29 protein-coding genes and 1 pseudogene are annotated in these 26,705 nt (G+C 72.1%); 13 read left to right on the top strand and 17 right to left on the bottom strand.

Annotated elements, in window-relative coordinates:
• Positions 1-3 precede the first annotated feature (3 nt).
• A complete protein-coding gene (locus ACFMQL_RS24155) occupies positions 4-669 on the top strand; it encodes a response regulator transcription factor (protein WP_378787124.1) in 666 nt (221 codons plus the stop codon).
• Positions 666-1,991: a HAMP domain-containing sensor histidine kinase gene (locus ACFMQL_RS24150; protein ID WP_364056957.1), complete on the top strand. Its 1,326-nt coding sequence runs from the start codon at positions 666-668 to the stop codon at positions 1,989-1,991. Before ACFMQL_RS24155 ends, ACFMQL_RS24150 begins: the two co-directional genes overlap by 4 nt.
• 15 nt (positions 1,992-2,006) lie before the next feature.
• Here ACFMQL_RS24150 and ACFMQL_RS24145 read toward each other — a convergent pair whose 3' ends face one another.
• Positions 2,007-2,924 (bottom strand): TAXI family TRAP transporter solute-binding subunit, encoded by a 918-nt coding sequence (locus tag ACFMQL_RS24145; RefSeq protein WP_364056960.1) that lies wholly within the window; start codon positions 2,922-2,924, stop codon positions 2,007-2,009.
• On the opposite strand from ACFMQL_RS24145, the gene ACFMQL_RS24140 reads away from it, so the two are divergent.
• Together ACFMQL_RS24140 and ACFMQL_RS24135 are read left to right on the top strand one after the other, a co-directional pair.
• Positions 2,923-3,669, top strand: coding sequence for a Mut7-C RNAse domain-containing protein (locus tag ACFMQL_RS24140; RefSeq protein ID WP_378787122.1), 747 nt, complete (start codon positions 2,923-2,925; stop codon positions 3,667-3,669). The two genes, ACFMQL_RS24145 and ACFMQL_RS24140, sit on opposite strands and share 2 nt — an antisense overlap.
• Before the next feature lie 20 nt (positions 3,670-3,689).
• Positions 3,690-6,293: a BTAD domain-containing putative transcriptional regulator gene (locus tag ACFMQL_RS24135; protein WP_364056966.1), complete on the top strand. Its 2,604-nt coding sequence runs from the start codon at positions 3,690-3,692 to the stop codon at positions 6,291-6,293.
• A 62-nt stretch (positions 6,294-6,355) separates the two neighbouring features.
• Here the strand turns inward: ACFMQL_RS24135 and urtE are convergent, their stop codons facing one another.
• The 5 genes from urtE to urtA all read right to left on the bottom strand — a co-directional run bounded on the left by urtE (position 6,356) and on the right by urtA (position 10,892).
• On the bottom strand, positions 6,356-7,045 hold the full coding sequence (urtE, locus tag ACFMQL_RS24130) for an urea ABC transporter ATP-binding subunit UrtE (RefSeq protein WP_364056969.1): 690 nt from the start codon (positions 7,043-7,045) through the stop codon (positions 6,356-6,358).
• Positions 7,023-7,772 carry an urea ABC transporter ATP-binding protein UrtD gene (gene urtD / locus ACFMQL_RS24125; protein WP_364056972.1) on the bottom strand — a complete coding sequence of 250 codons (750 nt, stop codon included), beginning with the start codon at positions 7,770-7,772 and terminating at the stop codon, positions 7,023-7,025. Before urtD ends, urtE begins: the two co-directional genes overlap by 23 nt.
• Positions 7,756-8,448: a hypothetical protein gene (locus ACFMQL_RS24120; RefSeq protein WP_378787120.1), complete on the bottom strand. Its 693-nt coding sequence runs from the start codon at positions 8,446-8,448 to the stop codon at positions 7,756-7,758. The genes urtD and ACFMQL_RS24120 overlap by 17 nt, the downstream gene beginning before the upstream one ends.
• Before the next feature lie 324 nt (positions 8,449-8,772).
• Positions 8,773-9,621 carry an urea ABC transporter permease subunit UrtB gene (urtB, locus tag ACFMQL_RS24115; RefSeq protein WP_364056978.1) on the bottom strand — a complete coding sequence of 283 codons (849 nt, stop codon included), beginning with the start codon at positions 9,619-9,621 and terminating at the stop codon, positions 8,773-8,775.
• The gene (gene urtA / locus ACFMQL_RS24110; protein WP_378787119.1) at positions 9,621-10,892 is read right to left on the bottom strand and encodes an urea ABC transporter substrate-binding protein; all 1,272 of its coding nucleotides are present in this window, start codon (positions 10,890-10,892) and stop codon (positions 9,621-9,623) included. Before urtA ends, urtB begins: the two co-directional genes overlap by 1 nt.
• Before the next feature lie 147 nt (positions 10,893-11,039).
• Between urtA and ACFMQL_RS24105 the strand changes: the two genes are divergently transcribed.
• The 7 genes from ACFMQL_RS24105 to ACFMQL_RS24075 are packed head-to-tail and all read left to right on the top strand — an operon-like array spanning position 11,040 to position 16,274.
• Positions 11,040-11,342 (top strand): urease subunit gamma, encoded by a 303-nt coding sequence (locus ACFMQL_RS24105; RefSeq protein ID WP_364056982.1) that lies wholly within the window; start codon positions 11,040-11,042, stop codon positions 11,340-11,342.
• The gene (locus ACFMQL_RS24100; protein ID WP_364056985.1) at positions 11,339-11,650 is read left to right on the top strand and encodes an urease subunit beta; all 312 of its coding nucleotides are present in this window, start codon (positions 11,339-11,341) and stop codon (positions 11,648-11,650) included. Before ACFMQL_RS24105 ends, ACFMQL_RS24100 begins: the two co-directional genes overlap by 4 nt.
• A complete protein-coding gene (locus ACFMQL_RS24095) occupies positions 11,643-13,352 on the top strand; it encodes an urease subunit alpha (RefSeq protein WP_364056988.1) in 1,710 nt (569 codons plus the stop codon). Before ACFMQL_RS24100 ends, ACFMQL_RS24095 begins: the two co-directional genes overlap by 8 nt.
• On the top strand, positions 13,352-14,143 hold the full coding sequence (locus tag ACFMQL_RS24090; protein WP_378787117.1) for an urease accessory protein UreF: 792 nt from the start codon (positions 13,352-13,354) through the stop codon (positions 14,141-14,143). Before ACFMQL_RS24095 ends, ACFMQL_RS24090 begins: the two co-directional genes overlap by 1 nt.
• 13 nt (positions 14,144-14,156) lie before the next feature.
• Positions 14,157-14,831 carry an urease accessory protein UreG gene (gene ureG, locus ACFMQL_RS24085; RefSeq protein ID WP_364056994.1) on the top strand — a complete coding sequence of 225 codons (675 nt, stop codon included), beginning with the start codon at positions 14,157-14,159 and terminating at the stop codon, positions 14,829-14,831.
• On the top strand, positions 14,828-15,802 hold the full coding sequence (locus ACFMQL_RS24080; RefSeq protein WP_364056997.1) for an urease accessory protein UreD: 975 nt from the start codon (positions 14,828-14,830) through the stop codon (positions 15,800-15,802). Before ureG ends, ACFMQL_RS24080 begins: the two co-directional genes overlap by 4 nt.
• A gap of 4 nt (positions 15,803-15,806) precedes the next feature.
• A complete protein-coding gene (locus ACFMQL_RS24075) occupies positions 15,807-16,274 on the top strand; it encodes a hypothetical protein (RefSeq protein ID WP_364057000.1) in 468 nt (155 codons plus the stop codon).
• A gap of 37 nt (positions 16,275-16,311) precedes the next feature.
• Here ACFMQL_RS24075 and era read toward each other — a convergent pair whose 3' ends face one another.
• From era to ACFMQL_RS24030, 9 genes and pseudogenes are all read right to left on the bottom strand, one after another.
• Positions 16,312-17,220, bottom strand: coding sequence for a GTPase Era (era, locus tag ACFMQL_RS24070; protein WP_364057003.1), 909 nt, complete (start codon positions 17,218-17,220; stop codon positions 16,312-16,314).
• A gap of 18 nt (positions 17,221-17,238) precedes the next feature.
• Positions 17,239-17,715, bottom strand: coding sequence for an NUDIX domain-containing protein (locus tag ACFMQL_RS24065; RefSeq protein ID WP_364057006.1), 477 nt, complete (start codon positions 17,713-17,715; stop codon positions 17,239-17,241).
• A 7-nt stretch (positions 17,716-17,722) separates the two neighbouring features.
• On the bottom strand, positions 17,723-18,040 hold the full coding sequence (locus tag ACFMQL_RS24060; protein WP_364057009.1) for a cytidine deaminase: 318 nt from the start codon (positions 18,038-18,040) through the stop codon (positions 17,723-17,725).
• Positions 18,041-18,050: 10 nt separating this feature from the next.
• Entirely contained in the window at positions 18,051-18,698 is a 648-nt protein-coding gene (locus ACFMQL_RS24055; protein WP_378787113.1) for a hypothetical protein, read from the bottom strand.
• A gap of 332 nt (positions 18,699-19,030) precedes the next feature.
• On the bottom strand, positions 19,031-20,392 hold the full coding sequence (locus tag ACFMQL_RS24050) for a hemolysin family protein (protein WP_364057015.1): 1,362 nt from the start codon (positions 20,390-20,392) through the stop codon (positions 19,031-19,033).
• Complete coding sequence (ybeY, locus tag ACFMQL_RS24045; RefSeq protein ID WP_364057018.1) at positions 20,389-20,865, bottom strand: rRNA maturation RNase YbeY; 477 nt, start codon at positions 20,863-20,865, stop codon at positions 20,389-20,391. Before ybeY ends, ACFMQL_RS24050 begins: the two co-directional genes overlap by 4 nt.
• On the bottom strand, positions 20,862-21,743 hold the full coding sequence (locus tag ACFMQL_RS24040; RefSeq protein WP_378790204.1) for a PhoH family protein: 882 nt from the start codon (positions 21,741-21,743) through the stop codon (positions 20,862-20,864). Before ACFMQL_RS24040 ends, ybeY begins: the two co-directional genes overlap by 4 nt.
• 339 nt (positions 21,744-22,082) lie before the next feature.
• Positions 22,083-22,787: pseudogene (locus tag ACFMQL_RS24035) on the bottom strand (PhoH family protein); the annotation flags it as partial.
• Positions 22,788-22,926: 139 nt separating this feature from the next.
• A complete protein-coding gene (locus ACFMQL_RS24030; protein ID WP_364057021.1) occupies positions 22,927-23,271 on the bottom strand; it encodes a histidine triad nucleotide-binding protein in 345 nt (114 codons plus the stop codon).
• A gap of 280 nt (positions 23,272-23,551) precedes the next feature.
• Between ACFMQL_RS24030 and ACFMQL_RS24025 the strand changes: the two genes are divergently transcribed.
• A complete protein-coding gene (locus tag ACFMQL_RS24025; RefSeq protein WP_080047132.1) occupies positions 23,552-24,064 on the top strand; it encodes a SigE family RNA polymerase sigma factor in 513 nt (170 codons plus the stop codon).
• On the top strand, positions 24,061-24,723 hold the full coding sequence (locus ACFMQL_RS24020; RefSeq protein ID WP_364057024.1) for a hypothetical protein: 663 nt from the start codon (positions 24,061-24,063) through the stop codon (positions 24,721-24,723). The genes ACFMQL_RS24025 and ACFMQL_RS24020 overlap by 4 nt, the downstream gene beginning before the upstream one ends.
• Before the next feature lie 107 nt (positions 24,724-24,830).
• Here ACFMQL_RS24020 and ACFMQL_RS24015 read toward each other — a convergent pair whose 3' ends face one another.
• Together ACFMQL_RS24015 and dnaJ are read right to left on the bottom strand one after the other, a co-directional pair.
• Entirely contained in the window at positions 24,831-25,562 is a 732-nt protein-coding gene (locus ACFMQL_RS24015; protein ID WP_364057027.1) for a 16S rRNA (uracil(1498)-N(3))-methyltransferase, read from the bottom strand.
• On the bottom strand, positions 25,559-26,704 hold the full coding sequence (dnaJ, locus tag ACFMQL_RS24010; RefSeq protein ID WP_364057030.1) for a molecular chaperone DnaJ: 1,146 nt from the start codon (positions 26,702-26,704) through the stop codon (positions 25,559-25,561). The genes ACFMQL_RS24015 and dnaJ overlap by 4 nt, the downstream gene beginning before the upstream one ends.
• Position 26,705: the final 1 nt, after the last annotated feature.

The following is a 26,705-nucleotide window of genomic DNA, read 5'->3' as shown; positions in this document are numbered from 1 at the left end:
GACATGCGGGTTCTCCTGGTGGAGGACGACGATCGGCTCGCCTCCGCGCTCACCACGGCGCTCGCCCGGCACGGCCATCAGGTCATCCGGGCGGCGCTGGCCGTCGACGCCCTCCGCCTGGCGGGGGGCGTCGACTTCGTGCTGCTCGACCTGGGGCTGCCCGACATGGACGGGCTCGACGTTTTGCGCAGGCTGCGGCGGGTCTCGGCGGTGCCGCTGATCGTGGTGACGGCCCGTACGGAGGAGCGCGAGGTGCTGCGCGGCCTGCGCTCGGGGGCCGACGACTACCTGGTCAAGCCGTTCCGTACGACGGAGCTGATGGCCCGCATGGAGGCGGTGGTGCGGCGGGGCACGCGCCCGCGCCCGCCGCGCGACCAGGTGGTCCAGGTCGGCGACGTGCGCATCGACCTGGAGGCCAGGCAGGTCACGGTGGCGGGTGAGCCGGTGACGCTGACGCGGCGCGAGTTCGACCTGCTGGCGATGCTGGCGCGCGAGCCGGGCGTGGTGCGCGGCCGGGAGGAGATCCTGGACGAGATCTGGGGCGACCCGCTGCTGTCGGCGTCGCGCTCGCTGGATGTGCACGTGGCGAACCTGCGCGCGAAGACGGGCCGGCCCGGCCTGGTGGAGACGCTGCGCGGGACGGGATACCGGCTGGGCTCGACGGCGTGAACGCCAGGCTGGTCGGCACGTTCACGACGCTGATCGTGTTCCTGGTGGCGGCGCTGGCGGTGCCGCTCGGCCTGGCCTATGCCTCACACCGTACGAACCGGCTGCTGCTGGACCGCCGCGCCGACGCCACCCGCTTCGCGGAGCTGGCCGATCAGGCGGCCCGTGAGGACGACTACACGGGCCTGATCTCGGAGGTGGACCGCTACGCCTCCCTTTACGGCGCGGCCGTGCGCATCCGCGACAGGGACGGTGCGATCCTGCTGACCGCGGGCGACTTCACCGCCGACGACGGCGACGCGCTGCGCCTCGCGCTGTCGGGACGCACGACGGAGGAGCTGCCGACGATCAACCCGTTCAGCCCCGACACGGTGCTGCTGGCCGAGCCGGCGGGCCGCGACGCGCAGCTGTCGGGCGTGGTGCTGCTTCAGGCGCCGGCGGAGCAGGCGCGCAGGGACGTGACGCTGGTGTGGGGCGCGCTGGCGCTCGGCACGCTGGTCTCGCTGGCGTACGCGGTGCTCGCGGCCAGGCGACTGGCCCGCTGGATCCTGCGGCCGGTCACCGAGCTCGACCGCACCACGCAGGCGATCGCCCAGGGGAGGCTGGACGCGCGGGCCCATCCCGGCGGCGGCCCCTCCGAGCTGCGGCGGCTTGAGGAGCGGTTCAACGCGATGGCCGACGCGGTCTCCGCCGCGATGGAGCGGCAGCGGGCGTTCGTGGCCGACGCCTCCCACGAGCTGCGCACCCCGCTCACGGTGCTCGGGCTGCGGCTGGAGAACCTGGAGCCGCATCTGCGCCGCGAGGGCACGGCCGAGTACGAGGAGGCGATGGCGGAGCTCGACCGGCTGGCGCTGCTGGTGGAGGACCTGCTCGCGCTGGCCAAGGTGGAGGCGGGCGCGGGGGCCGGTGGCAAGGAGGTCGAGCTGGCGCCGCGGATGGGGACGTGGCGCGAGGTGTACGCGGCCAAGGACCTGACTCTGCGGACCGAGATCCCCGAGGGGACGGTGGTGCCGGAGGCGGCGGCCAGGATCGCCGACATCGCGCTCGACAACGCCCAGAAGTTCGTGCCCGCGGGCGGCACGGTCACCGTCTCCCTGTCCGACAGGGTGCTGCGGGTCGCCGACGACGGCCCCGGGCTCAGCGACGAGGAGCGGGAGGAGGCGCCGGGACGCTTCTGGCGCTCCAGCTCGCACGAGAACGTGCCGGGCAGCGGCCTGGGGCTGGCCATCGCGGCCGAGCTGGCCAGGGCGTGCGGTGCCACGCTGCGCCTGCTGCCCGCCGACCCGCACGGCCTGGTGGTCGAAGTCCGCCTCCCCGAGCCGTAGCCCCGCAAAGAAGCTCTAGCCGTAGACGGAGCGGTAGTAGCGGGCCGCGCCCGGGTGCAGGCTCACGACGCCGGTGCCGATGGCGTAGCGCTTGTCCAGCCGCCCGCCGGGCGCGGACGGCGCCTGGAGCCGGTCGCGGGCCGCGAACAGCGTCTCAGTGATCATGTACGCCGTGTCGTCCGGCAGCGAGTTCCGGCACATCAGGTAGCTGGGCGTGCCCACGGTCGGCACCGCCCTGACGCCCCCGTACGCGCCGGCCGGGACGGACGCGTGCTCGTACACCGGCCCGTAGCGCCGCCGCAGCTCCGGCACCAGCGGTTCGAGCGGCACGAGCCGGATGTCGGGCAGCGCCTCAAGGGCGGGCGTGGGCACCCCGCCCGACCAGAAGAACGCCTCGATGCGCCCCTCGCGCAGCGCCTCGATGGACGGTTCGAGGCCGAGCCGGGAGACCTCGGGCGAGCGCTTCAGCCCGGCGACGGACAGCACGCGGGCGGCGGTGACGGCCGTGCCCGACCCGTAGAGCCCGATGGACACCGGCCGCCCGGCCAGCCCGCCGAGCGAGGTGATCGCGGAGTCCTTGGCGACGACGAGGTGCACGTAGTTCATGTACATCCTGGCCAGCGCGGAGACGGGCCTGCGGCGTACGCGGACGGCGTCGTCGGCGCTGTCGGCCAGCGCGAACCCCACATCGGCCCGCCCGTCGGTCATCATCGTGAGGTTCTCCACGCTGGCGGCCGTGCGCAGCACCCGCACGGGCTGCCCTTCGCGCCGTAGCTCCTCGGCGAGCCGGTCGCCGAGCGCCCCGTAGGGGCCGCCCGCGAGCCCCGTGGCCAGCCGCAACTCGGGAAGCCCCGGGCCGCCGCCGGAACAGCCCGCGGCCACTCCTGCGGAAAGCAGGGCGAGACCGAGGAAAGAACGCCGGGAAACGGGCATGATTTCACGCTATCCGGTGGCGGAGAATGGACGGGTGACGACCGCACGCCTGCGCATCACCCCAGAGCTGCAGATGTTCCTGCCCGCCAATCGCCGACAGGAGTGGCAGGAGGTCACCCCCGACGGCACCGCCACGCTCGGACACCACGTCGAGTCGCTGGGAGTGCCGCTCACCGAGGTGGGGCCGATGCTCGCGGACGGCCGGCAGGTGCCGCCGTCCCACCTGCTCGCGCCCGGCGACGTCGTGGAGGTGCACCCGGTGCCGCGCCCGCAGCCGCTGCCCGAGGAGCCGCGGTTCCTGCTCGATGTGCACCTGGGCACGCTGGCGCGGCGGCTGCGGCTGCTCGGCATCGACGCCGCGTACCACAACGACATGGACGACCCCGAGCTGGTGGTGCAGGCCAACGAGGAGCGGCGGGTGCTACTCACCCAGGACCGCGGCCTGCTGCGCCGCCGCGCGCTGTGGCTGGGCGCGTACGTCCGCGGCTCGGCCCCGTCCGACCAGCTCCGTGACCTGCTCCAGCGCTTCGCGCCGCCGCTGCGCCCGTGGACGCGCTGCACCGCCTGCAACGGCGTGCTGGCGCCGGTGTCCAAGGACGAGGTGGAGCCGGAGCTGGAGGCGGGCACCCGGCGCTCCTACGACGCCTACGGCCGCTGCGAGTCGTGCGGCCAGGTCTACTGGCACGGCGCGCACAGCGGGCATCTGGAGGAGATCGTCCGCATGGCCACCGCCTGGGTCGCGTGACGCCGGCCATGAAGGGGCGCATGCAGTTCCGCATCATGGGGCCGCTCGCGGTGCTCGACGCCGAGGGCCGCGACCGCACCCCGACGGTGCCCAAGCACCGCGACCTGCTCGCCTTGTTCCTGCTGCACGCGGGCCGTCCGCTGACGGTCGAGCGGCTGCGCAGGCTGTTATGGGCGAGCGAGGGCGGTGACCGCTCCGACTCCCTGGTCCGGGGCTACGTCGGCGAGCTGCGCCGGCTGCTCGGCAAGGACGTGATCACCACCGTGTCCGGCTCGTACGCCCTCGCGCTGGGCGACGGCCTGCTCGACGTGGACAGGTTCCGGCTGCTGGTCGATCGGGGCGCCAACGAGGAGGCGCTGGCGCTGTGGCGCGGCGAGGTGCTGGAGGACGTCGATCCCGAGGGCACGCGGTGGGCCGAGACGCGGCGGCTGCGCGAGGAGCTGGAGGAGCTGCGGCTGCTCGCGCTGGAGCGCCGGGTGCAGGCCGACCTCGACGCCGGGCGTCACCGCGAGCTGCTGGCCGAGCTGAAGCAGCTCGTCAAGCGGCATCCGACGTGGCAGCGCTTCCGCGGCCAGTACATGCTGGCCCTCTACCGCAGCGGGCGCCGGGTGGAGGCGCTGGCGGCGTACGCGGTGCTGCGCGACCAGCTCGACGGCGGCCACGCCATCGAGCCCGACCCCGAGCTGCAGCTCCTCTACCACCGGATGCTGCACGACGACGCGTCCTTGCACGTGTCGGCCGGCCCGCCGGTGCTGCTGCCGCCCGACGTGAGCGGCTTCGTCGGGCGCGCCGACCTGCTCGACCGGGTGATCGGCGGCCAGGTGGTGGTGCACGGGCAGGCGGGCGCGGGCAAGTCGGCGCTGGCCGTGCACGCGGCCTGGCGGCGGCGCGCGGACTTCCCCGACGGCATCCTGTACGCCGACCTGCGCGAGACCACGGCCCCGGCCGCCGTGCTCGAAGACTTCCTGCGCTGGCTGGGCTGCCCTGCGCAGGCCATCCCGGCCACGCTGGAGCAGCGGGTGCGGCTGTTTCGCACGTACGCGGCGAACCGGTCGCTGCTGGTGCTGCTCGACAACGCGGCGGGCGAGGCGCAGGTGCGGCCGCTGCTGTCGGCCTGCCCGACGGTCGTGACCAGCCGTTCCCCGCTCGGCGGCCTGACCGAGGCGCGGCGGCTGTCGGTCGGCGTGCTGGCCGAGAAGGAGGCGCTCGAGCTGCTGGTCACCGGCTCGGGCCGGGACGCGGACCGGGGCGGCGAGCATGACGGCGGGGAGGCGTGGCTGCGGCTGGCGCGGCTGTGCGGCGGGCTGCCGCTGGCGCTGCGCATCGCCGCCTCGCGGCTGGCCGCCCGCCCCGAGTGGACGGTCGGCTACCTGGTGCGGCTGCTGGAGGACGAGCAGGAGCGGCTCGACCGGCTGCACGCGGGCGACCAGGCCGTGCGCAGCGTGCTCGCGATCGGCTTCGACGGCCTGCCCGAGCCGGCCAGGCTGACGCTGCGCGGGCTCGGCGCGCTGTCCGCGCCCGACGTCGCCGACTGGGTGACCGACCTGCTCGGCGGGCAGGCGGAGGCGCTGGTGGACGCGGGGCTGCTGGAGACGTGCGGGGTGGACGTCGCGGGCCAGGTCCGCTATCGGATGCACGATCTGACCCGGCTGTTCGCCCGCGAGCATCCGGTGCCCGGCGTGCCGGCGAAGGTGGCGTCGGTGGTGCTCGCGCGGGTGCAGGCGTCGCGGTTCTCGCTGGTGTCGGACGACCCCGGCACGGTGGTGGCGACGCGCGACATCAGGGAGTCGGTGGAGTGGCTGGCGGCCGAGCGCGGCTTCCTGGTCAGCCTGGTCGCCGACCTGCACGCGGCGGGCCTCGACGACGAGTGCTGGCGGCTCGCCCACCTGCTGGCGCCGTTCCTGGAGCGGCACCGGTTCCTGGACGACTGGCGGGCGGTGACCGGGCCCGCGCTGGCCTCGGCGCGGCGGGCGGGCGATGACCATGGGGCGGCGCTCGTCCTGCTCGACCTGGGCGATCTGCACCTGGCCGAGCGGCGGTGGGACCGCGCGGAGGAGGCGCTGCGCCCGGCCCTCGAGTCGTGCCTGCGGCACGGCCTGGCCCGCGACGCGAACCGGGTGCGGCTCCGGCTGGGCCGCGTCCACCTGGAGCTGGGCCGGCTGGAGGCGGCCGAGCAGGCGCTGCGGCAGTGCCGGGCGGCCGCCGCGGGCCTGCGGGACGAGGCCGACGCCGACCGGGTGCTCGGCGAGGTGCTGCGCCGCGCGGGCCGCCTCGACGAGGCCGCCGGGCATCTGCTCGCCGCCGTCGAGGGGCTGGCCAGGCTGGGCGACCGGCACCGGCAGGCCGACACGCTGATCGACCTGTCCACGGTGCGCCTCGCGCAGGCCGCCAAACCCGCCGCGCGGGCCGCCGCCGAGCAGGCCAGGGGCATCGCCGTACGCCTCGGCGACCGGCTGCTCGACGCCCACGCCCTGCTGGCGCTGGCCCGGGTGAACCGGGCGGAGGGCGCGGCCGAGCTGGCCGCCGAGCTGGCCGGTGCGGCGCTGGAGGTGTTCGAGGAGACCGGCGACCAGCGGGGCGCCGCCAACGCCCGCGCCCTGCTGGCCGGGACCGCACGCCGCTGAACGCAGTCGGCAGGGCTCACATCGCGAGCAGCCGCCGCGTCCCCCTTCCGGCTGACTGCGGCTCAGACGGCGAGCAGCCGCTGCACGTCCTCCCTGTGCAGCTCCTCGGCCGTCCCGGTGCGCACGACGTGCCCTCCGTCGAGGATCACGAACCGGTCGGCCAGCCGCAGCGCGATGTCCAGGTACTGCTCGACCAGCAGCACGGCCAGCCCTGAGGCGTGCAGCCGCTCGATGGCCGCCTCGATCTCCAGGATGATCGACGGCTGGATGCCCTCGGTCGGCTCGTCGAGGATGAGCATGCGCGGCCTGGTCACCAGCGCGCGGGCCATGGCGAGCTGCTGCTGCTGGCCGCCGGACAGGTGCCCGGCGCTGCGCTTGAGCAGCGGCCGCAGGGCGGGGAAGAGGTCGAGCGCCTCGTCCACGGCCGAGCGCGGCTGCTTCGCGGCTTCGACGGTGACCAGCAGGTTCCCCAGCACCGACAGTTGCGGGAAGCACTGGTGGCCCTGGGGGACGTAGCCCATGCCGAGGCGTACGCGCTCGTGCGGCTTGAGCCTGGTGACGTCGCGGCCGTCGAACGTCACCGTGCCCGCGGTCGCGGGCAGCACCCCCATGACGGTGTTGAGCAGCGTGGTCTTGCCCACGCCGTTGCGTCCCATGACGCACACGAGCTCGCCGGGACCGACCTCGACCGAGACCCCGAACAGCACGCGTGCCCGCCCGTAGCCCGACTCAAGGCCGGTTACCGACAGCATCGCTGGTCCTCCTTCCCAGGTAGACCTCCTGCACGCGGGGGTCGCCGCTGACCTGCTCGACCGATCCCTCCACCAGGACCTTGCCCTCGTGCAGGACGGTCACCGTCGAGGCGTGCCGCCGCAGGAACTCCATGTCGTGCTCGACCACGATCACCGTGTGGTCGTCGGCGATCTGCATGAGCAGCTCGCCGGTGCGTTCGCGTTCGTCCTTGGACATGCCGGCGACCGGCTCGTCCAGGAGCAGCAGCCGGGGCCGCTGCGCCAGCAGCATGCCGATCTCCAGCCACTGGCGCTGGCCGTGCGAGAGAACGCCCGCTGAACGTCCGGCGAGCTCTTCGAGACCCGTCCTGGCCAGCGCCTCCTCGACGGCCTCCGAGACGCCCGAGCGCTTTCTCGCCAGCGACCACAGCGGCTTGCGGAAGGTGGCGGCGAGGTCGAGGTTCTCCAGCACGGTGAGCGCCTCGAACACCACCGACGTCTGGAAGGTGCGGCCGACGCCCATGCGGACGATCTGGTGCTCCTTCTTGCCGACGAGGTCGTGGCCGTCGAAGCGTACGGTGCCGGCCGCGGGCTTGGTCAGCCCCGTGATCACGTCGATGAGCGTGGTCTTGCCCGCCCCGTTCGGCCCGATGAGGAAGCGCAGCTCGCCCTCGGGCACGGTGAGGTTCACGCCGTCGAGCGCGCGGAAACCGTCGAACACGACCTGGACGTCACGTAGTTCGAGCACGTCGCAGCCTCCCTGCCAGGCCCACGATGCCTCTCGGGGCCAGCGTCATGACCAGGATGAACAGCGCTCCTTGCAGGTAGAGCCAGCCGTCGGCGAACTGCTCGCTGAAGGCGGTCTTGGCGTAGCCCATGACGACCGCGCCGAGCACGGCCCCGGCGAGCGCGTGCCGGCCGCCGACGGCCACCGCGACGACCAGCTCCAGCGAGGGCACGACGCCGAGCAGGGCGGGCGAGATGATGCCGACGACGGGGACGAACAGCGCGCCCGCCAGCCCCGCCATGCCCGCCGAGATGGCGAAGGTGACGGTCTTGACCAGGGCCGGGTCGTAGCCGAGGAAGCGGACCCTGTCCTCGCCGTCGCGTACGGCGACGAGCAGCCGGCCGTACCGGCTGTTGACGAGCTGCCTGGTGGCCAGGTAGAGCACGCCGAGCACGCCCGCGACGACCAGGTAGAGTCCGCGCTGGGTGGAGTCGTCGGCGAGGTCCTGGCCGAACAGCTCGAAGAAGTTCGTCATGCCGTTGGTGCCGCCGGTCAGGCCCTGCTGCCCGACCAGCAGGATGACCATGGCGGCGGCCAGCGCCTGGGTGAGGATCGCGAAGTACGCGCCGCGTACGCGCTGACGGAAGACCAGCGTGCCGAGCAGCACCGCGAGCGCGACCGGCGCGAGCATCGCCATGCTGAGCGCGAAGACCGGGTCGGCGAACGGCGCCCACAGCGCGGGCAGCTCCTCCCCCGCTCCACACCATGAAGTCGGGCAGCCCGCCCGGCCCCGCCTCGGTGAGCTTGAGGTACATCGCCATGGAGTAGCCGCCGAGCCCGAAGAAGACGCCCTGCCCGAGGGTGAGCATGCCGCCCTGTCCCCAGGCCAGCCCGATGCCGAGCGCGACGATCGCGTAGCACAGGTATTTGGCGAGCAGCCCGAGCCGGAACGGCTCCAGCAGCAGCGGCGCGGCGACGAGCGCGATGACCGCGATGGCGGCGAACGGAAGGTTGCGCTTGATCACGTCAGCACCCTCGACCTGAGCACGAACAGCCCTTGCGGCCTGATCTGGAGGAACGCGATGACGACGGCGAACACGATGACCTTGGCCAGCGAGGCGTCCGACCAGAACTCGGCGTAGGAGTTGAGCAGCCCCAGCCCGGCGGCGGCGAGCACGGCGCCCCTGAGCTGACCGAGCCCGCCGGCCACGACGACGAGGAAGGCGTCGACGATGTAGTACGTGCCGAGCGCCGGCCCGACCGGCCCGATCAGCGTGAGCGCGACCCCGGCGATCCCGGCCAGGCCCGAGCCGATGAAGAACGTCAGCATGTCCACCCGGCCGGTGTCGATGCCGCTGGTGGCGGCGAGCTGCCGGTTCTGCACCACGGCCTGCGTCCGCCTGCCCAGCCCGGTGCGCGTCAGGTAGACCCAGACCGCGACCACGCCGGCCACCGCCAGCGCCATGATGAACAGCCGGTTGTAGGGCAGGATGCCGACGCCGCCCGACAGCCAGGACGGCGCGGGCACCTGCACGTTGGGCGCGCCGAACAGGTCGCGGGCGAGCTGCTGCAGCACCAGGCTGACGCCCCAGGTGAGCAGCAGCGTGTCCAGCGGCCTGCCGTAGAAGTGGCGGATCGCGGCCCGCTCCAGGATCAGCCCCATCACCCCGGCCACGAGGAACGCGACCGGCAGCGCGAGCAGCAGGTCCCCGATGAGGAACGCGGTGTAGGCACCGGCCATGATGAACTCGCCGTGCGCCATGTTGATCACGCCCATCTGCCCGAACGTGAACGTCAGGCCGAGCGCGATGAGCAGCAGCACCGCCCCGATCGACAGCCCGATCGGGAGCTGGTTGACGAACGCCGACATCACTGGCCCGCCGACAGGCCGCCCGCCCACGGGTAGCCCTTGAGGTACGGATCCGGCTTGATCGGCTCGCCCGAGTCCCACACCTGCTTGATCAGGCCGTCCGGCTGGATGATGCCGATGCGGGCGGTCTTGTACATGTGCTGGTTCTCGCCGTCGATGGTGACCTTGCCTTCCGGGCGATCGAGCGAGATGCCGGGCGCGGCCTTCCTGACCGCCTCCACCTCGGTCGTACCGGCCTTCTTGACGGCCTCGGCCCACAGGTAGACGGCGTTGTATCCGGCCTCCATCGGGTCGGAGGTGACCTTGTTCTGCCCGTACTTGGCCTTGTACGCCTTGACGAACGCCTCGTTCTCGGGGGTGTCGGTGGTCTGGTAGTAGTTCCAGGCGACGGGATGGCCGGCGATGTTGTCCACGCCGATGCCGGTGACCTCCTCCTCGGCGACGCTCACCGACAGCACCGGCATGGTGTCGGCGGTGACGCCCGCGCTCTTGAGCTGCTTGAAGAAGGCCACGTTGCTGTCGCCGTTGAGGGTGTTGAACACCGCGTCGGGCTCGGCCTGCACGACCTTGTTGACGAGGGTGGAGTATTCGGTGTGGCCGAGCGGGGTGTACTCCTCGCCGAGGATCTCCATGCCGTTCGCGGCCGCGTACGCCTTGATGATCTTGTTGGCGGTGCGCGGGAAGACGTAGTCGCTGCCCACCAGGAACAGCCTCTTCTTGCCCTGCTCCTTCAGGTAGTCGAGGCCGGGGATGATCTGCTGGTTGGTGGTGGCGCCGGTGTAGAAGATGTACGGCGAGCTCTCCAGGCCCTCGTACTGCACCGGGTACCACAGCAGCGCCTTGTACCGCTCGAAGACCGGCAGCATCGCCTTCCTGCTCGCCGAGGTCCACCCGCCGAACACGGTCGCCACCTTGTCCTGCCTGATGAGCTTCGTCGCCTTCTCGGCGAAGGTGGGCCAGTCGGAGGCGCCGTCCTCCACGATGGGGACGAGCTTCTTGCCGAGCACGCCGCCCGCCTTGTTGATCTCCTCGATGGCGAGCAGCTCGGCATCGCGTACGGTGACCTCACTGATCGCCATGGTGCCGCTCAGCGAGTGCAGGATACCGACCCTGATCTCGTCGGACGAGGCCGCCGGCTCGGAGTCCGATCCACAGGCCGCGATGGGTAATACGAGGAGCGCGGAGACGAGCAGACGGGCAATCGGGCGGGGGATGCGCACAGCCGTTCCTTCCTGCCGACCGGTACTGCGAGAAAGGTGACTCCGCGACATTTCGCCTTGAGTTCTCGATTGTTAATTGGCGATTGCCGAACGTTCACAAACGCACATAACCCGTCATGTCGGCGATCGCCAGGGCGCGAAACCAACACGACATCGACCGGCAACAGGGCGGAAACGGCCGGTTCCTATGGTCCGGCCATGCGGCTAACCTCACACGAGCAGGAGCGGCTGCTCATCCACGTCGCCGCCGGGGTGGCGCGCGAGCGGCGGGCCAGGGGCCTGCGGCTCAACCACCCCGAGGCTACCGCCATCATCGCCTCTTTCCTCATGGAAGGCGCCCGGGACGGGCGCAGCGTCGCCGAGCTGATGGAGGCCGGACGGTCGGTGCTCAGCCGGGCCGACGTCATGGAGGGCGTGCCGGAGATGCTGGAGAGCGTGCAGATCGAGGCCACGTTCCCCGACGGCACCAAGCTCGTCACCGTCCACAGGCCGATCCCGTGATCCCCGGCGAGTACGTCCACCCCGAGGGCGCCGTTCCGCTCAATCCGGGTCGGGAACGGGTGACGGTCCGCGTGGTCAACACCGCCGACCGGCCCATCCAGGTGGGCTCCCACTACCACTTCGCCGCCGCCAACCCGGGGCTGGACTTCGACCGGCGGGCGGCCAGGGGCATGCGGCTCGACGTGCCCGCGGGCACCGCCGTCAGGTTCGAGCCCGGCGTCGAGCGCGACGTCACCCTGGTGCCGCTGGCCGGGCGGCGCGTCGTCCCCGGGCTGCGGCCGGAATGGGCGGGGCCGCTCGATGACTGAGATCTCCCGCGAGCGCTACGCCGCACTCTACGGCCCCACCACCGGCGACCGCGTCCGGCTGGCCGACACCGACCTGTTCATCGAGGTCACCGACGACCTGTCCATGGGCGCGGCGGGCGCCGGCGACGAGGCCGTCTTCGGCGGCGGCAAGGTGATCCGCGAGTCCATGGGCCAGGCCAGGACCACCCGCGCGGAGGGCGCAGCCGACCTGGTCATCACCGGCGCGGTCATCCTCGACCACTGGGGCGTGATCAAGGCCGACGTCGGCATACGCGACGGCCGCATCGCCGCCATCGGCAAGGCCGGCAACCCCGACACGATGGACGGCGTCGGCATCGTCATCGGCCCGTCGACCGAAGTGCTGGCCGGCAACGGCAAGATCCTCACCGCCGGGGCCGTCGACTCCCACGTCCACCTCATCTGCCCCCAGCTTCTCGACGAGGCCATCGGGTCCGGTGTCACGACGATCGTCGGGGGCGGCACCGGACCCGTCGAGGGCACCAAGGCCACCACCGTCACCGGCGCCTGGTACCTCGGCCGCATGCTGGAGTCCCTCGACGCCTACCCGCTCAACTTCGCCCTGCTCGGCAAGGGCAACACGGTCAGCAGCGAGGGCCTGGTCGAGCAGCTTGAGGCCGGAGCCTCCGGCTTCAAGCTGCACGAGGACTGGGGCACCACGCCGGCCGCCATCGACGCCTGCCTGAGCGTCGCCGACGCCTCCGGCGTGCAGGTCACCATCCACACCGACACGCTGAACGAGGCCGGCTTCGTCGAGTCGACGCTCAAGGCCATCGGCGACCGGACGATCCACGCGTACCACACCGAAGGGGCGGGCGGCGGGCACGCGCCCGACATCATCCGCGTCGCCTCCTACGCCAACGTGCTGCCGTCATCCACCAACCCGACCAGACCGCACACCGTCAACACGCTCGACGAGCACCTCGACATGCTGATGGTCTGCCACCATCTCAACCCGGCCATCCCCGAGGACCTCGCCTTCGCCGAGTCGCGCATCAGGCCGAGCACGATGGCGGCCGAGGACGTGCTGCACGACCTCGGGGCCATCTCCATGATCGGCTCCGACTCGCAGGCCATGGGGCGCATCGGCGAGACGATCATCCGTACGTGGCAGACCGCCCACGTCATGAAGGCCCGGCGCGGTCAGCTCGGCGGCGGACCCGCCGACAACCTGCGCGCCCGCCGCTACATCGCCAAATACACGATCTGCCCCGCCGTCGCCCACGGGCTCGACGGCGAGATCGGCTCGGTCGAGCAGGGCAAGCTCGCCGACCTCGTCCTGTGGGACCCCGCGTTCTTCGGGGTCAAGCCCGACCTGGTGATCAAGGGCGGGGTCGTCGCCTGGGCGCAGATGGGCGACGCCAACGCCTCCATCCCCACGCCCCAGCCGGTGCTGCCCCGCCCCATGTTCGGGGCCTCACCCGTCACCGCCGCCGCCACGTCCCTGCACTTCGTCGCCCCGCTCGCCGTCGAATCGGGCCTGGCCGACCGGCTCGCCGTCCGGCGCAGGCTCGCGCCGGTCGCCGACGTGCGGCGGCGCGGCAAGGAGGCGATGCCGCTCAACGACGCGCTCCCCCGGATCGACGTCGCCCCCGACACCTTCGACGTCCGCATCGACGGCGAGCTGATCGAGCCCGCCCCCGCCACGTCCCTGCCCATGGCTCAGCGCTACTTCCTGTTCTGATGAACCCGTCCCTGCTGCTCCTGACCGACTCCCGGCTCCCGGCCGGCGGCCACGCGCACTCGGGCGGCGTCGAGCGCGCCGTCGTCTCGGGTGCCGTGCACGACGCGCCGTCGCTGGCGGCGTTCCTGCGCGGCCGCCTGCACACCGCCGGCGCGGTCACCGCCGCGCTGGCGGCCGCCGCCCGCACCCACGCCGCCGCACCCGGCACGCGCATGTGGGCGGAGCTGGACGCCGAGGTGGACGCCAGGACCGCATCGCCCGCGCAGCGCGACGCCTCCCGCACCCAGGGCAGGCTGCTGCTGCGGGTCGCGCGCCGGGTCTGGCCCGCTCCGGCGCTGGACGAGCTGGCCCGCGCCGTGCCCAGCGCGCACCACCCGATCGCGCTCGGCGCGGCCGCCTTCGCCGCGGGGGCGAGCGCCGAGGAGGCGGCGCTGGCGGCCGCCTACCACGCGGTCACCGGGCCGGCCACCGCCGCCGTACGCCTGCTCGGCCTCGATCCCGTGGCCGTGCACGCCCTGCTCGCCGGCCTCACTCCCGACCTGGCCGCCGTCGCCTCCCGCGCCTGCCGCTTTCCTGACTCCGCCCCCGGCTTCGACGCCGCCCCCGACGCCGCCTCCGACACTGCTCCTGACACTGCCCCTGACACCGGCCCCGACCCTGCCCCCGGCTCTGACCCCTGGCTCGATGACCTCGCCGGCGGGTGGGAGTCGTTGCCCGCACCCTCCGCACCCGCCCTCGACCTCATCGCCGAACAGCATGCCCAGGCCGAGGTCAGGCTCTTCGTCTCCTAGGAAAGGACCCCACATGGGAGCCAACCACGACGACCACCACCACACGCCCGACGGCCGCGGCCGCGCGCTGCGCCTCGGCGTGGGCGGCCCGGTGGGCAGCGGCAAGACGGCCCTGGTCGCCGCCCTGTGCCGGGCGCTCGGCCCGTCCCTGTCGCTGGGCGTGGTGACCAACGACATCTACACCACCGAGGACGCCGACTTCCTGCGCCGCGCGGGCGTGCTGGACGACGAGCGCATCCTGGCCGTCGAGACCGGCTGCTGCCCGCACACGGCGATCCGCGACGACATCGCCGCCAACCTCGACGCCGTCGAGACCCTCGAATACCGCTTCGGGCCGCTCGACCTCGTCATCGTGGAGAGCGGCGGCGACAACCTCACCGCCACCTTCAGCCGGGGGCTCGCCGACCGGCAGATCTTCGTGCTCGACGTATCGGGCGGCGACAAGGTGCCGCGCAAGGGCGGCCCCGGCGTCACCACCGCCGACCTGCTGGTGATCAACAAGACGGACCTCGCGCCCATGGTGGGCGCCGACCTGGGCGTCATGGCCCGCGACGCGGCGGCCGTACGCGGGGAGCGGCCCGTGCTGTTCACCTCGATCCGCCAGGACCCGACCGCCGACGCGGTGGCCGCCTGGGTCAGGGACGAGGTCCGCGCCTGGTCCCACTCCCACGCCACCCCGGTCTCGTGAACCCTCCTCCCACCACCGTCGGGCAGGCCACCCGCTCCCCCGCCCCGCTCGGCACGGCAGCGCACGCGGTCCTGCACGAGGCCACCCCGCCCACCGAGGCACCCGCCTCAGCCGAGCCCGCACCCGTCGCCGGACCGGCCACGGAGACCGCGACAGGCACGGGCGGGCGCACCGCGCACTCTCCCGGTCCGGCAGGGCGGGGGATGCGGGCGGAAGCGGCCGTGGAGACGGCGGCGGGGGCGGGTGGGCGTACGGTCATCGAACGGCTGGCGTCCGCACCACCGTTGACGCTGCGGCAGACGGGCCCGCACACCGTGCACCTGATCTCCACCGCGGCCGGCCCGCTGGGCGGCGACCGGCTCCGGCTCGACCTGCGGGTGGCCCCCGGCACGACGCTGGAGCTGGGTTCGGTGGCGGCCACGCTCGTGCTGCCCGGCGACGGCCCGTCGATGATGCTGATCACCGCGCACGTCGGCGCGGAGGCGACGCTGAGGTACGTCCCCGAGCCGACCGTGCTGGCCGCCCGCAGCGATCACCGCCTGCGCGTCCGCCTCACGCTGGAGCCGGGCGCGACGGTGCTGTGGCGGGAGGAGATCGTCTTCGGCCGCCACGGCGAGCCGTCAGGCCGCTGCCATGCACGCTTCGACGCCACCTGCGACGGCGTGCCGCTGCTCAGGCAGGAGTTCACGGTCGGCGACCCCGGCCTGGACGGTTCACCGGCGGTGTACGGGAGTGCCCGCTGCGTCGGCACGACGTTCCTGACCGAGCGGGCGCCCGCGCCCGCCGTGGCCGAAGGGGTCGCGGTGCTGCCGCTGGCCGCGCCGGGCACGCTGGTCTCGGCCCTGGCCGACGACGCCGTCCAGCTCCGCGCCCGCCTGGAGTGGGGCGAGCGCCAGGCGATGCCGGCACCGCCCACTGGTGACGACTCCGTTGCGTACGGTGGTGAGGCGGCCTCCCCCGGCATAGGCTGATCGTGTGGCCGACGACCTCAAGCCCGCGTCCGCCCGTACCCGCCTGGGCCGTGGCCCCGCGATCGCGGTGCTGGCGGCCGGCGTGCTGCTCACGATCTGCGCGATCCTGCCGTGGGCGGGCATCCAGGCGACGAGCAGCCTGATCGGCGCCGGCGTGGCCAGCGACGTGCGCGGCATCGACGACCCGCTCGGCGTCTACACCCTGCTGGCGGGCCTGGCCGCGCTGGGCTGCGGCGTGGCCGGCCTGATCGCCCATCCCCGCCTCGCCGCCCTGGCGATCGCGCCGGGCGTGGTGGCGGTGTTCGTGCTGGTGTCGTACGTGGCGGGCAGCGACGGCCTGCGCGACCGCGTCTCCATCCACCTCGGCGACCTGCTGTCGATCGAGCCGGTGATCAGGCCAGGCTGGTTCGCCGCGCTGGCCTGCGCGGTCGCGACCGTGCTGCTGTCGGTCGTGGCCCTGGTACGCCGCTGACCGCCCCGCGGCCCTCCAGCCCGGCAGGCGCGGGGGATCAGTCGTAGAAGCCGAGCCGCCGCAGCTGCTTGGGGTCGCGCTGCCAGTCCTTGGCCACGCTGATGCGCAGGTCGAGGTAGACGCGGGTGCCGAGCAGCGCCTCGATCTGCTTGCGGGCCTTGGTGCCGACCTCGCGCAGCCGCTCGCCCTTGTGCCCGATGACGATGGCCTTCTGTGACGGCCGCTCGACGAACATGTGGGCGTAGATGTCGAGCAGGTCGTCGCGCCCCTGCCTGGGCAGCATCTCGTCGACGACGACGGCGATGGAGTGGGGCAGCTCGTCGCGTACGCCCTCCAGCGCCGCCTCCCTGATCAGCTCGCCGACCAGCACCTGCTCGGGCTCGTCGGTGAGCTGCCCGCCCTCGTAGAGCGGCGGCGACTCCGGCAGGTGCTTGATCAGCACGTCGCCGAGCACGTCGAGCTGCTCGCCGGCCTCGGCCGACACGGGCACGATGTCGGCGAAGTCGGCCACCTGCGACACCGCGAGCAGCTGCTCGGCGATCTTCTCCTTGCTCGCCAGGTCGCACTTGGTGACCACCGCGACGACCGGGGTCTTCTTCACGGCCGAGAGCTTCTCGGCGATGAACCGGTCACCCTTGCCGATGGGCTCGTTGGCCGGCACGCAGAACCCGATGACGTCGACCTCGGTGAGCGTGGACAGCACGAGGCTGTCGAGCCGCTCGCCCAGCAGCGTGCGGGGACGGTGCAGGCCGGGGGTGTCGACGATGATGAGCTGCGCGTCGGGCCGGTGGACGATGCCCCTGATGACGCGCCTGGTCGTCTGCGGCTTGGACGAGGTGATCGCCACTTTCTGGCCGACCAGGGCGTTCATCAGCGTGGACTTGCCGACGTTCGGCCTCCCCACGAAGCAGGCGAATCCGGCGCGATGGTTGTCTGGCGAAGTCACATAGTGCATTGTGGCCTATCAGCGGGCGTGTTCACGCCACCAGGCGTACGCCTGGGGCGCGACGCCCGGCGTCCACGGGGTGGTTTCGAGGCCGGGGAGCTCCTCTTCGGCGACCCAGCGGTAGTCGTGGATCTCCACGCCGTCGGGGCGCGGCTCGGGGGATCCGGGGGCGAGCCGGCAGCCGTAGGCGGCGATGACGTAGCCGACCTCGTGGCCGTTGGGATAGACCGTGCGGAACTCGGGGCCGCCGTACACGCCGATCAGGCCCCGCACCTCGATCTCGACGCCCAGCTCCTCGCGCAGCTCCCGCACGACGGCGTCCTCGGGCCGCTCGTCGGGATCGACGCCGCCGCCCGGGGCCGCCCACCGCCGGACGTCGCCGTGGTTGGCCAGCAGCAGGCGGCCGTCGTCGTCGAACACGAACGCGGAGACCGAGGGCAGCATGATCAGGTCTGAGCCGACCTTCTCCCGCAGCCTCGCCAGAAAGGGCGACATCGGCATGTCAGCCTCGCAGGGTGCCGTCGGGACCGGCCACGAGCAGCTTGCCCGCACCCAGCTCGGCCGCCACCGCCTCGTCGGCGGGGCTCGGATCGCCCTCGCTGACCAGCGCGACCGCCTCCAGGGAACGCGCGCCGCTGGAGACCGCCATGGCCACCGCGACCTGCACGGCCGAGAGCGTCAGCGCCGACAGGGCCACGTTCGTCGCCGCGTAGGTGCGGCCCGTCTCGTCGCGCACGGCCGCGCCCTCGGCGGAACCGTTGCGCGCCCGGGCCGAACGGGCCAACGTGATGATCTTGCTGTCTTCGGGATCGAGTGTCACGCGCTCTAGGTTAGGCGCTGACCATGGAGAGCGCCGCCTCGACGACCTTCCGGGTACGGCCGGCGTCCACGTCGTTCATCCCCGTGTGCACCACCGAGACCAGCGTGTCGCCGACGCGGGCGAGCACGAGGTCCATCTCGTACGGGTAGCCGTTCAGCCGCCCGCTGAAGCGCGCCCCGACGGCGTCGTCGGCCGCCTCCCGCACCGCCTCGTCGATCGGCAGTTCGTGCGGCCGCAGGTCGGTGCCGCTCGAGCTGCGCACGGCGTGGCACTTGCGCAGCGCCTCGGCCAGCTCGTCCAGGTGGTCCTCCGCCTCGCCGGCCGCGTACCTGGCGAGGCCGACCCCGGCCTGCTCGCCCAGGCCGTCGCCGTGGTAGCTGACCGCGGCCTGCGCGGTGAGCGCCTGTCCCGGCGCCTTGCCTCCGGGCGGTTCCAGCACGGCCCGGCAGTTCTCGTCCGCCTGCCCGAACGGCATCTGCCAGGCCTGCTCCGGTCTGATCGTGAAGCCGTCCGGCAGGCGCGGCTGTTCCTTGCTGAGCACTTCGCGCAACTGCGCCATGGCCTGCGCGTCGAGAAAGCTCTCGGCTCCCACGCCGCCGCACCCCGCCAGGAGGCAGGTGAGCAGCGCGCAGGCGCCGATCCCTGGTCTTCGTTTCATGATCCCCCCTTGAACCGCAGCCTCCCCGCACGAGTAATGCGGCAATCCACCGGAGTGACCACCAATACGCAAAAAGGGTGCCCCCGCCCTGATCAGGACGAGAACACCCTTTACGCCGACCAGCGTCGCGACCCGGTACCAGGCCGGGACGCCGTCGTTCCCCCAGGATCCGTCCTCGGGCCGCGAACCCCACCCGGCCTTCGGACGGTCTCCCCTCGTAGACACCCACCGCACTGGATGTCGTTGGTTCGAGAGTGCCGTACCCGGCTTGCAGAAGACTTGTAGAACGCTTGCCGTTTCGCCCGCATTCGCGGCCTTCGCCGGAAGTGGCGTCACTCCCGGCCGGCGGGGCGCTCCCGCTCGCGTTCGCGCTCGCGATCCCGTTCCCGATCGCGTTCACGCTCGCGCTCGGCCGCCACCGGCAGCGCCTCGTCCTCCGGTGGCGTCACCCGCCGCACCACCACGGTGCTGATCCGGTTGCGCCGGCCCGCCAGGCTCTCCGCGGTCAGCGACAGCCCCGCCACCTCGGCGTGGGAGCCCGCGATCGGCACCCGGCCGAGCGCGTGCGCGAGCAGCCCGCCCACGGTCTCGACGTCATCGACGTCGATCTCGGTGTCGAACAGCTCGCCCAGCTCGTCGACCGGCATGCGGGCGGTCACCCGCATGCCGCCGTCCTCCATGGGCTCGACCCTGGGCGCCTCCTGGTCGTACTCGTCGGTGATCTCGCCGACGATCTCCTCCAGGACGTCCTCGATCGTGACCAGGCCGGCCGTGCCGCCGTACTCGTCGATGACGATCGCGATGTGGATCTGGCGCGCCTGCATCTCCCGCATGAGCTGGTCGATGGGCTTGCTCTCGGGCACGTACGCGGCCGGCCGCATGATCGACTCGACCGTCTCCTTGCCCCCGCCCTCGCCCGACTCGTGGATCTTGCGGGCGATGTCCTTGAGGTAGGCGATGCCGATGACGTCGTCTTCGTTCTCGCCGACCACCGGGATGCGGGAGAAGCCGCTGCGCAGCGCCAGCGACAGCGCCTGGCTGATCGTCTTGGCCCGCTCGATGTAGACCATGTCCGTGCGGGGCACCATGACCTCGCGCACGAGCGTGTCGCCGAGCTCGAACACCGAGTGGATCATCTCGCGCTCGTCCGGCTCGATCACCTGGCGCTCCTCGGCCAGATCGACCAGGTCGCGCAGCTCGGCCTCTGAGGTGAACGGGCCGTCGCGGAAGCCCTTGCCGGGCGTCAGCGCGTTGCCCAGCAGGATGAGCAGCTTGGGCAGCGGGCCGAGTATGCGGGTCAGGCCGTAGACGATGGGCGCGCTGGCCAGCGCCACCGGCTCGGCGTGCTGGCGGCCCAGCGTGCGCGGCATCACGCCGACCACGACGTAGCTGATGACGATCATCACGGCGGCGGCCCAGAAGTAGGCCCAGCCCTGGTCGTCCAGCAGGTCGATGAAGAGCAGCGTCGCGATCACGGTCGCGCCCATCTCGCAGCACAGCCGCAGCAGCAGGAGCAGGTTGAGGTAGCGAGGCGGGTCGTTCACGATGTCCCGCAAGCGCGCGGCGCCGCGCCGCGACTCACGGACGTATTCGTCGGCACGCACCCGGGAGATGCGTGTCAGCGCCGTTTCCGCACTGGCGATCAGGCCACCGACGACGACGAGCGCGATGGCCGACAGCAACCAGGCGTTCACCGCGGCTTGCGCACCTCCTGCCACGACTCGAGGAGCCGGGACTGAAGGCCGAACATCTCCCTGTGCTCCTCCGGCTCGGCATGATCGTAACCGAGCAGGTGCAGGATGCCGTGGGTGCACAGCAGCTCGAGCTCGTCGGCCGTGCTGTGCCCGGCCTCCTCCGCCTGCCTGGCGGCCACCTGCGGGCAGAGCACGACGTCGCCGAGCAGCGCGGGGTCGGCGGGCCCTTCGGACTCGCCGCGCGCGCCGCCGCCGGGACGCAGCTCGTCCATCGGGAAGGCCAGCACGTCGGTCGGGCCCGGCTCACCCATCCACTTCTCGTGGAGCTCCGCCATGGCGTCTTCGTCGACGACCACGATGGACAGCTCGGCCAGCGGGTTGATGCCCATCTCGCCGAGCACGTGGGTGGCCAGGGCGACGATGCTCTCCTCGTCGATGCCGACGCCCGACTCGTTGTTGATCTCGATGCTCACGGTCGCCGCTTCCCTCGCTGCTGAATCGCCTTGGGCTCCTGGGCCGCCTGCGAGGCGTCGTAGCGCCCGTAGGCGTCGACGATCTCGCTGACGAGCTTGTGGCGCACGACGTCGGTGCTGGTCAGCCGGGCGAAGTGGATGTCGGGGATGCCTTCGAGGATCTCCTGCACCACCCGCAGTCCGCTCACCGTGCCCGACGGGAGGTCGACCTGCGTGACGTCACCGGTGACCACGATCTTCGAGTTGAACCCGAGCCGGGTCAGGAACATCTTCATCTGCTCGGCCGAGGAGTTCTGGGCCTCGTCGAGGATGATGAAGGCGTCGTTGAGCGTGTTGTGGGTCAGCAGGAAGCCCTCGGTGACGTAGAGGGAGTCCTCGGCCGCCACCTGGATGCAGACGCACTCGGCCGTGCCGCTGGGCTCGATGCGCTCGATGCGGCGCTCGGGGCGGACGCCGCCGTGAGCGTGGTAGGCCGCCGCCTTGCCGGCCCGCCTGAAGGGCTCGACGCCCTCGGGCAGGTGGACGTCGAGGACGCCCGCCGTCCGCCGCGCCACGCCGCCGAGCGAGCGCACCAGGGTGACGACGTCGTCGCCGAGCCGCTCGGAGGCGGTGGTGAAGCGCAGGCCCTCGGCGGTGACCGTGCCGCCGGCGTCGAGCAGGCCCTGGAGCACCGCGAGCCTGATCTCCGCCGTGTTGCGGAGGTAGACCTCCGGCACGAACGTCGTCTCCGGCCCGAGTTCGGCCAGGCCGAGCTCGGCCGGCGGGTGCGCGAGCGTCGTGGTGCCGCCGGACCGCCCGGCCGCGACCGGCACGCCCAGGCTCTTGGACGCGGTGCCGCGGCCCTCGCCGAGCAGCAGGCCCAGCGCGTACGGGTCCATCGCGACGGCGCGCTCGGGGAAGCAGACCGGCGCGGTCAGCAGCGGCAGCTCCCACCTGCGCTCACCGGCGGGACCGAGGTCGCCTGCCAGCTCCTTGGTCTCCAGCACCCGCCAAGGCCCGCCGCGGCCGTCGCGGACGGTCCACAGGTGGTCTTCGCTGGCCAGGACCGAGGCGCCGTCCTGGCTGGACAGGCGGTAGATCTTCTTCTCACCCTGCGGGTAGACCCCCAGCACGGGCGTCGGCTCGCCATCGGACCCGACGACGAGATCGCCGACCTCCAGCTCGCCGATGGGGCGCCAGCCGTCGGGCGTCAGCACCTTGCTGCCGACCGGCTGGGCCCGCCCGCGCATGTAGGCGAGCGGCGCGACCTCGATGGTGCCCGCGGCCATCAGCTTGGGGATGGAGTCGGGGTCGACCATGTCGTGCAGCGCGTCGTAGAGCGGCCGCAGGTATGGGTCGATCTTCTCGTACAGGGTGCCGGGCAGGAAGCCCAGCCGCTCGCCCGCCTCGACCGCGGGACGGGTCAGGATGATGCGGTTGACCCGCTTCTCCTGCAGCGCGCGCACCGCCTTGGCCATCGCCAGGTACGTCTTGCCGGTGCCGGCGGGGCCGATGCCGAAGACGATGGTGTGCTTGTCGATGGCGTCGACGTAGCGCTTCTGGTTGACGGTCTTGGGACGGATGGTGCGGCCCCGCGACGACAGGATGTCGAGCGAGAGCACCTCTGCCGGCCTGTCGGAGGTCATGCGCAGCATGGCGATGCTGCGCTCGACCGCGTCGGGGCTCAGCTCCCCGCCGCTGCGCAGGACCTCGACGAGCTCCTCGAAGAGGCGTACGACGGTGCCGCTCTCGTCAGGGCTGCCGGTGACGGTGATCTCGTTACCGCGTACGTGGATGTCGGCCCGGAAGGCGCCTTCGATGACGCGCAACAGCTCATCGCCGGAGCCCAGGAGGCTGACCATCGGGTATTCGTCCGGTATCAGCACCTTCGCTTGAGTCCGCGAGGGAGGTGCTGTACGTCGGGATTCATGTAGTTCGGACATGGGCAGGCCAGCGGCCTGATGCCTCCCGGTCTCTTTCGGAGTTCTTCTCCGCCCATCGTATCCGGGGCCAGGCCGATTGCTCGCCCCGATATTCGCAGCGTCCGGGCCCCGTGCAGGCGGCCCCGGCCGCTGCGGGCCGTCAGCCCGGCGGCCAGGTCAGGTCGCGCCCGCCCAGCACGTGAGCGTGGACGTGGAAGACCGTCTGGCCCGCGCCGGGTCCGGTGTTGAAGACCACGCGGTAGCCGCGCTCGGCGACGCCGCGCATCACGGCCACCTCGTGCGCGGTCTTGAGCACCTCGTCAGCGAGCCCGTCGTCGGCCTGGGCGAGCGCCGCGGCGTTGGCGTGGTGCTCCTTCGGGATGACGAGCACGTGGGTCGGCGCCTGCGGGTTGATGTCCTGGAACGCCAGGGTCCTGCCGGTTTCGTAAACGATCTCGGCGGGAATCTCCTTGGCGACGATTTTGCAGAAGAGGCAATCGCTCACCCGATCAGCCTACCGAGGGCGCCGCCCCCGGCCGAGTCCGTTGCGAATCGGTAATCACCTGTGTCGTGCACAGGAAGATCAACAAGGTTAGGGTGAGTGTGCGAAACTACAGCAGAAAAGACGATTCAGGGTCGGGCGAGCGCCACCTGGCGAGGACACAGACTGGGTAATGCACCCTAAGGAACCGGGGAAACCTCCAGAACCGGAAGAGCGTAAACCCTCTGGGAAGGCCGCGCGTCCCACTGATGTGACCACCGAAACCCTTCTGGCCGACAGGTCGATGGGGGCGGTGCCGGTCGGGTGGGATGCCGACATGGCCGTGACGGCGCTGTACAGCGCTCATTTTCGGTCGTTGGTGCGTCTCGCTGTGTTGCTGGTGCGCGACATAGCAACAGCTGAGGAAGTCGTGCAGGATGCGTTCGTCGCCATCCATGGTGCCTGGCGCAGGCTGCGCGACCCCGACAAAGCACTTGCCTACCTGCGCCAGTCTGTCGTCAACCGGTCCCGGTCAGTGCTGCGCCACCGCGCGGTCGTCGAGAAGTATGCTCCGAAAGGTCTGCCTGACGCGCCGAGTGCCGAAAACGGCGCCATCGGGGAGCTGGAACGTTCTGCTGTGATCGAGGCGTTACGTGCCCTGCCCACCCGACAGAGAGAAGCACTGGTTCTACGCTACTACGGTGATCTGTCCGAAGCTGAGATCGCTCACGCCATGGGCATCAGCAAGGGGGCGGTCAAGAGCCACACGGCACGTGGCATGGCCGCCTTGCGATCGGTCCTGGAGAAGATGTCATGACCCAGCCCCCCGACGAGTACGGCGACCTGCTGCGCCGTGCGCTCCGCGCGGAGGCGGACGCGGTCGTGCCCTCGCCGGACGGACTGGAGATCATCCGTGCTCGCATCGAGCGGCGCAACGTACGAAGGCTGTTCTGGTGGCGAGCGGGGGCGGCCGCGGCCGGCGCGGTCCTGGTGGCCGGCACGATCGTGCTGGCCGTCCCCGGCCTGCGCTCCCAGATCATCGACCGGGCTCCCGTGCAGGTCGTGGACGATGAGACGACCAAGGTGCCGTCCAACTCCTCGACCACCCGCTCCATCGACCCGCCGGTCACCAGTGTCCTGCCCCGCCAGTCCCATCCGGTGGTGCTGCCGCCCGCCACGTCGGAGCCCGCGACCCCCAAGGTGACCCGCAAGGCCGACTCGACCAGCAGGCCGTCACCTACTCCCACGCCCACCCCCACCCCCTGTCCGTCGGCGCTCGCCGATGAAGCCGAGCCGCCGGCCGACTGCCCCACGCTCTCGCCGTCGCCCACGCCGACGCCGAGCCCCACGATGATCGAGACGTCCGCGCCGCCGTCGCCGTGCCCGCCCGAGGAGTGCCCTCCCGAGGACGTGATGACCGAGACGCCGCCCGTCGAGGCGTCCACGCCGCTGCAGGACACGCAGCCCACGCCCTGAACAGGCCCTGAAAAACAGGCCCTGAAAAACAGGCCCTGAAAAACAGGCGCTGAAAAACAGGCCCCGAAAAACAGGCACTGAAAGACGCCCTGAAGAGCGTCAGAGGCTCACCAGCGCCCCGTACGGCTGAACAGGACGGACGCCGCCGCCACCCCCGCCGTGGACGTGCGCAGGACCGTCGGGCCGAGCAGCACGGGCGCCGCCTTGGCCGCCGTGAACCTGGCCAGCTCCTCCTCCGAGACCCCGCCCTCGGGGCCGACCACCATGACGATGTCGCCCTCGGCGGGCAGCGCCACGCCCGACAGCGGCTCGGTGGCCTCCTCGTGCAGCACCAGGCCCAGCGCGGCCTCCGACAGCAACCGCTCGACCTGGGCGGTGGAGGCGAGGTCGGCCACCTCGGGCAGGTGGAAGCGGCGGGCCTGCTTGCCGGCCTCGCGCGCGGTGGAGCGCCAGCGGCCCAGTGCCTTGGCGACCTTATCGCCCTTCCACTGGGTGATGCTGCGCGCGGCCGCCCACGGCACGATCACGTCGACGCCGGCCTCGGTCATCATCTCCACGGCCAGCTCGCCTCTGTCGCCCTTGGGCAGGCCCTGGACGACCGTCAGCCGGAGCGCCGGCCGTTCGACGTCGTAGCGGCGCAGCACGTCGAGCCGGAGCCTGTCCTTCAGCGTCTCGCGTACGACGCACTCGGCCACCGCGCCCGCGCCGTCGGTGAGGTCGACGCGCTCACCGGGCCGCAGCCGGCGCACGGCGGCCGCGTGCCGCCCCTCGGGGCCCTCCAGCGTCAGCTCGGCCCCGTCGAGGCGCTCGCGCTCGCAGAGGAAGACCGGCGCCGTCACCGGCCGTTGAAGGCGTCACGCAGGCGGGAGAAAAAACCCTGCTGACCCGGTGCGAACTTGCCAGGCGGGCGCTCCTCACCTCGCAGCCTGGCCAGCTCGCGCAGCAACTCCTCCTGAGCGGAGTCGAGGCGGGTCGGCGTCTCGACGTTGACGTGGATGAGCAGGTCGCCCCTGCCGGACTCGTTGAGCCGCTGGACGCCCCTGCCGTACATGGTGATGACCTGGCCGGACTGCGTGCCTGGCCGGACGTCGACCTCTTCGGTGCCGTCGAGGGTGTCCACCGTCAGCACGGTGCCGAGCGCCGCGGCCGTCATCGGGATCTGCACGGTGCAGTGGAGGTCGTCACCGCGCCGTTCGAAGATCTCGTGGGGCCGCTCGGCGATCTCCAGGAACAGGTCTCCGGGCGGGCCGCCGCCGGGGCCGACCTCGCCCTCGCCGGCGAGCTGGATGTGGGTGCCGTCCTCGACGCCCGCGGGGATGCGGACCTTGATCGTACGGCGGGTGCGCACCCGGCCGTCGCCGGAGCACTCCTGGCAGGGGTGGCGGATGATGGTGCCGAAGCCGCCGCACTGCGGGCAGGGACGCGAGGTCATGACCTGGCCCAGGAAGGACCGCGTGACCTGGGAGATCTCGCCGCGCCCGCTGCACATGTCACAGGTGTCGGGGTGGGTGCCGGGTGCGGTGCCGGCCCCGTGGCAGACGTCGCAGAGCACGGCCGTGTCCACGGCGAGCTCGCGGGTCGTGCCGAAGGCCGTCTCGCGCAGGTCGAGCTCGACCCTGATCGTGGCGTTGCGGCCCCTGCGGGCACGCGAGCGCGGCCCCCTGGCACCGGTGGCGGTGCCGAAGAAGGCGTCCATGATGTCGCTGAACGGGAAGCCCGCTCCGAACCCGCCGGCACCGGCGCCCGCTCCCGCACCGCCGCCGCCGAAGGGGTCGCCACCCAGGTCGTACATCTGGCGCTTGTTCGGGTCGGACAGCACCTCGTAGGCCTGCGTGATCTCTTTGAACCGCTCCTGGGTGTCAGGATCGGGGTTCACGTCAGGGTGCAGCTCGCGAGCGAGCCGGCGGTACGCCTTTTTGATCTCGTCCTGACTTGCGTCACGGCGCACCCCGAGGGTGGCGTAGTAGTCGCTGTTTGCCACT

Origin of the sequence: Nonomuraea fastidiosa (genome assembly GCF_042751225.1) — a bacterium.
GTDB lineage: Bacteria > Actinomycetota > Actinomycetes > Streptosporangiales > Streptosporangiaceae > Nonomuraea > Nonomuraea fastidiosa.
This window is presented reverse-complemented; position numbering and strand designations above follow the sequence as displayed.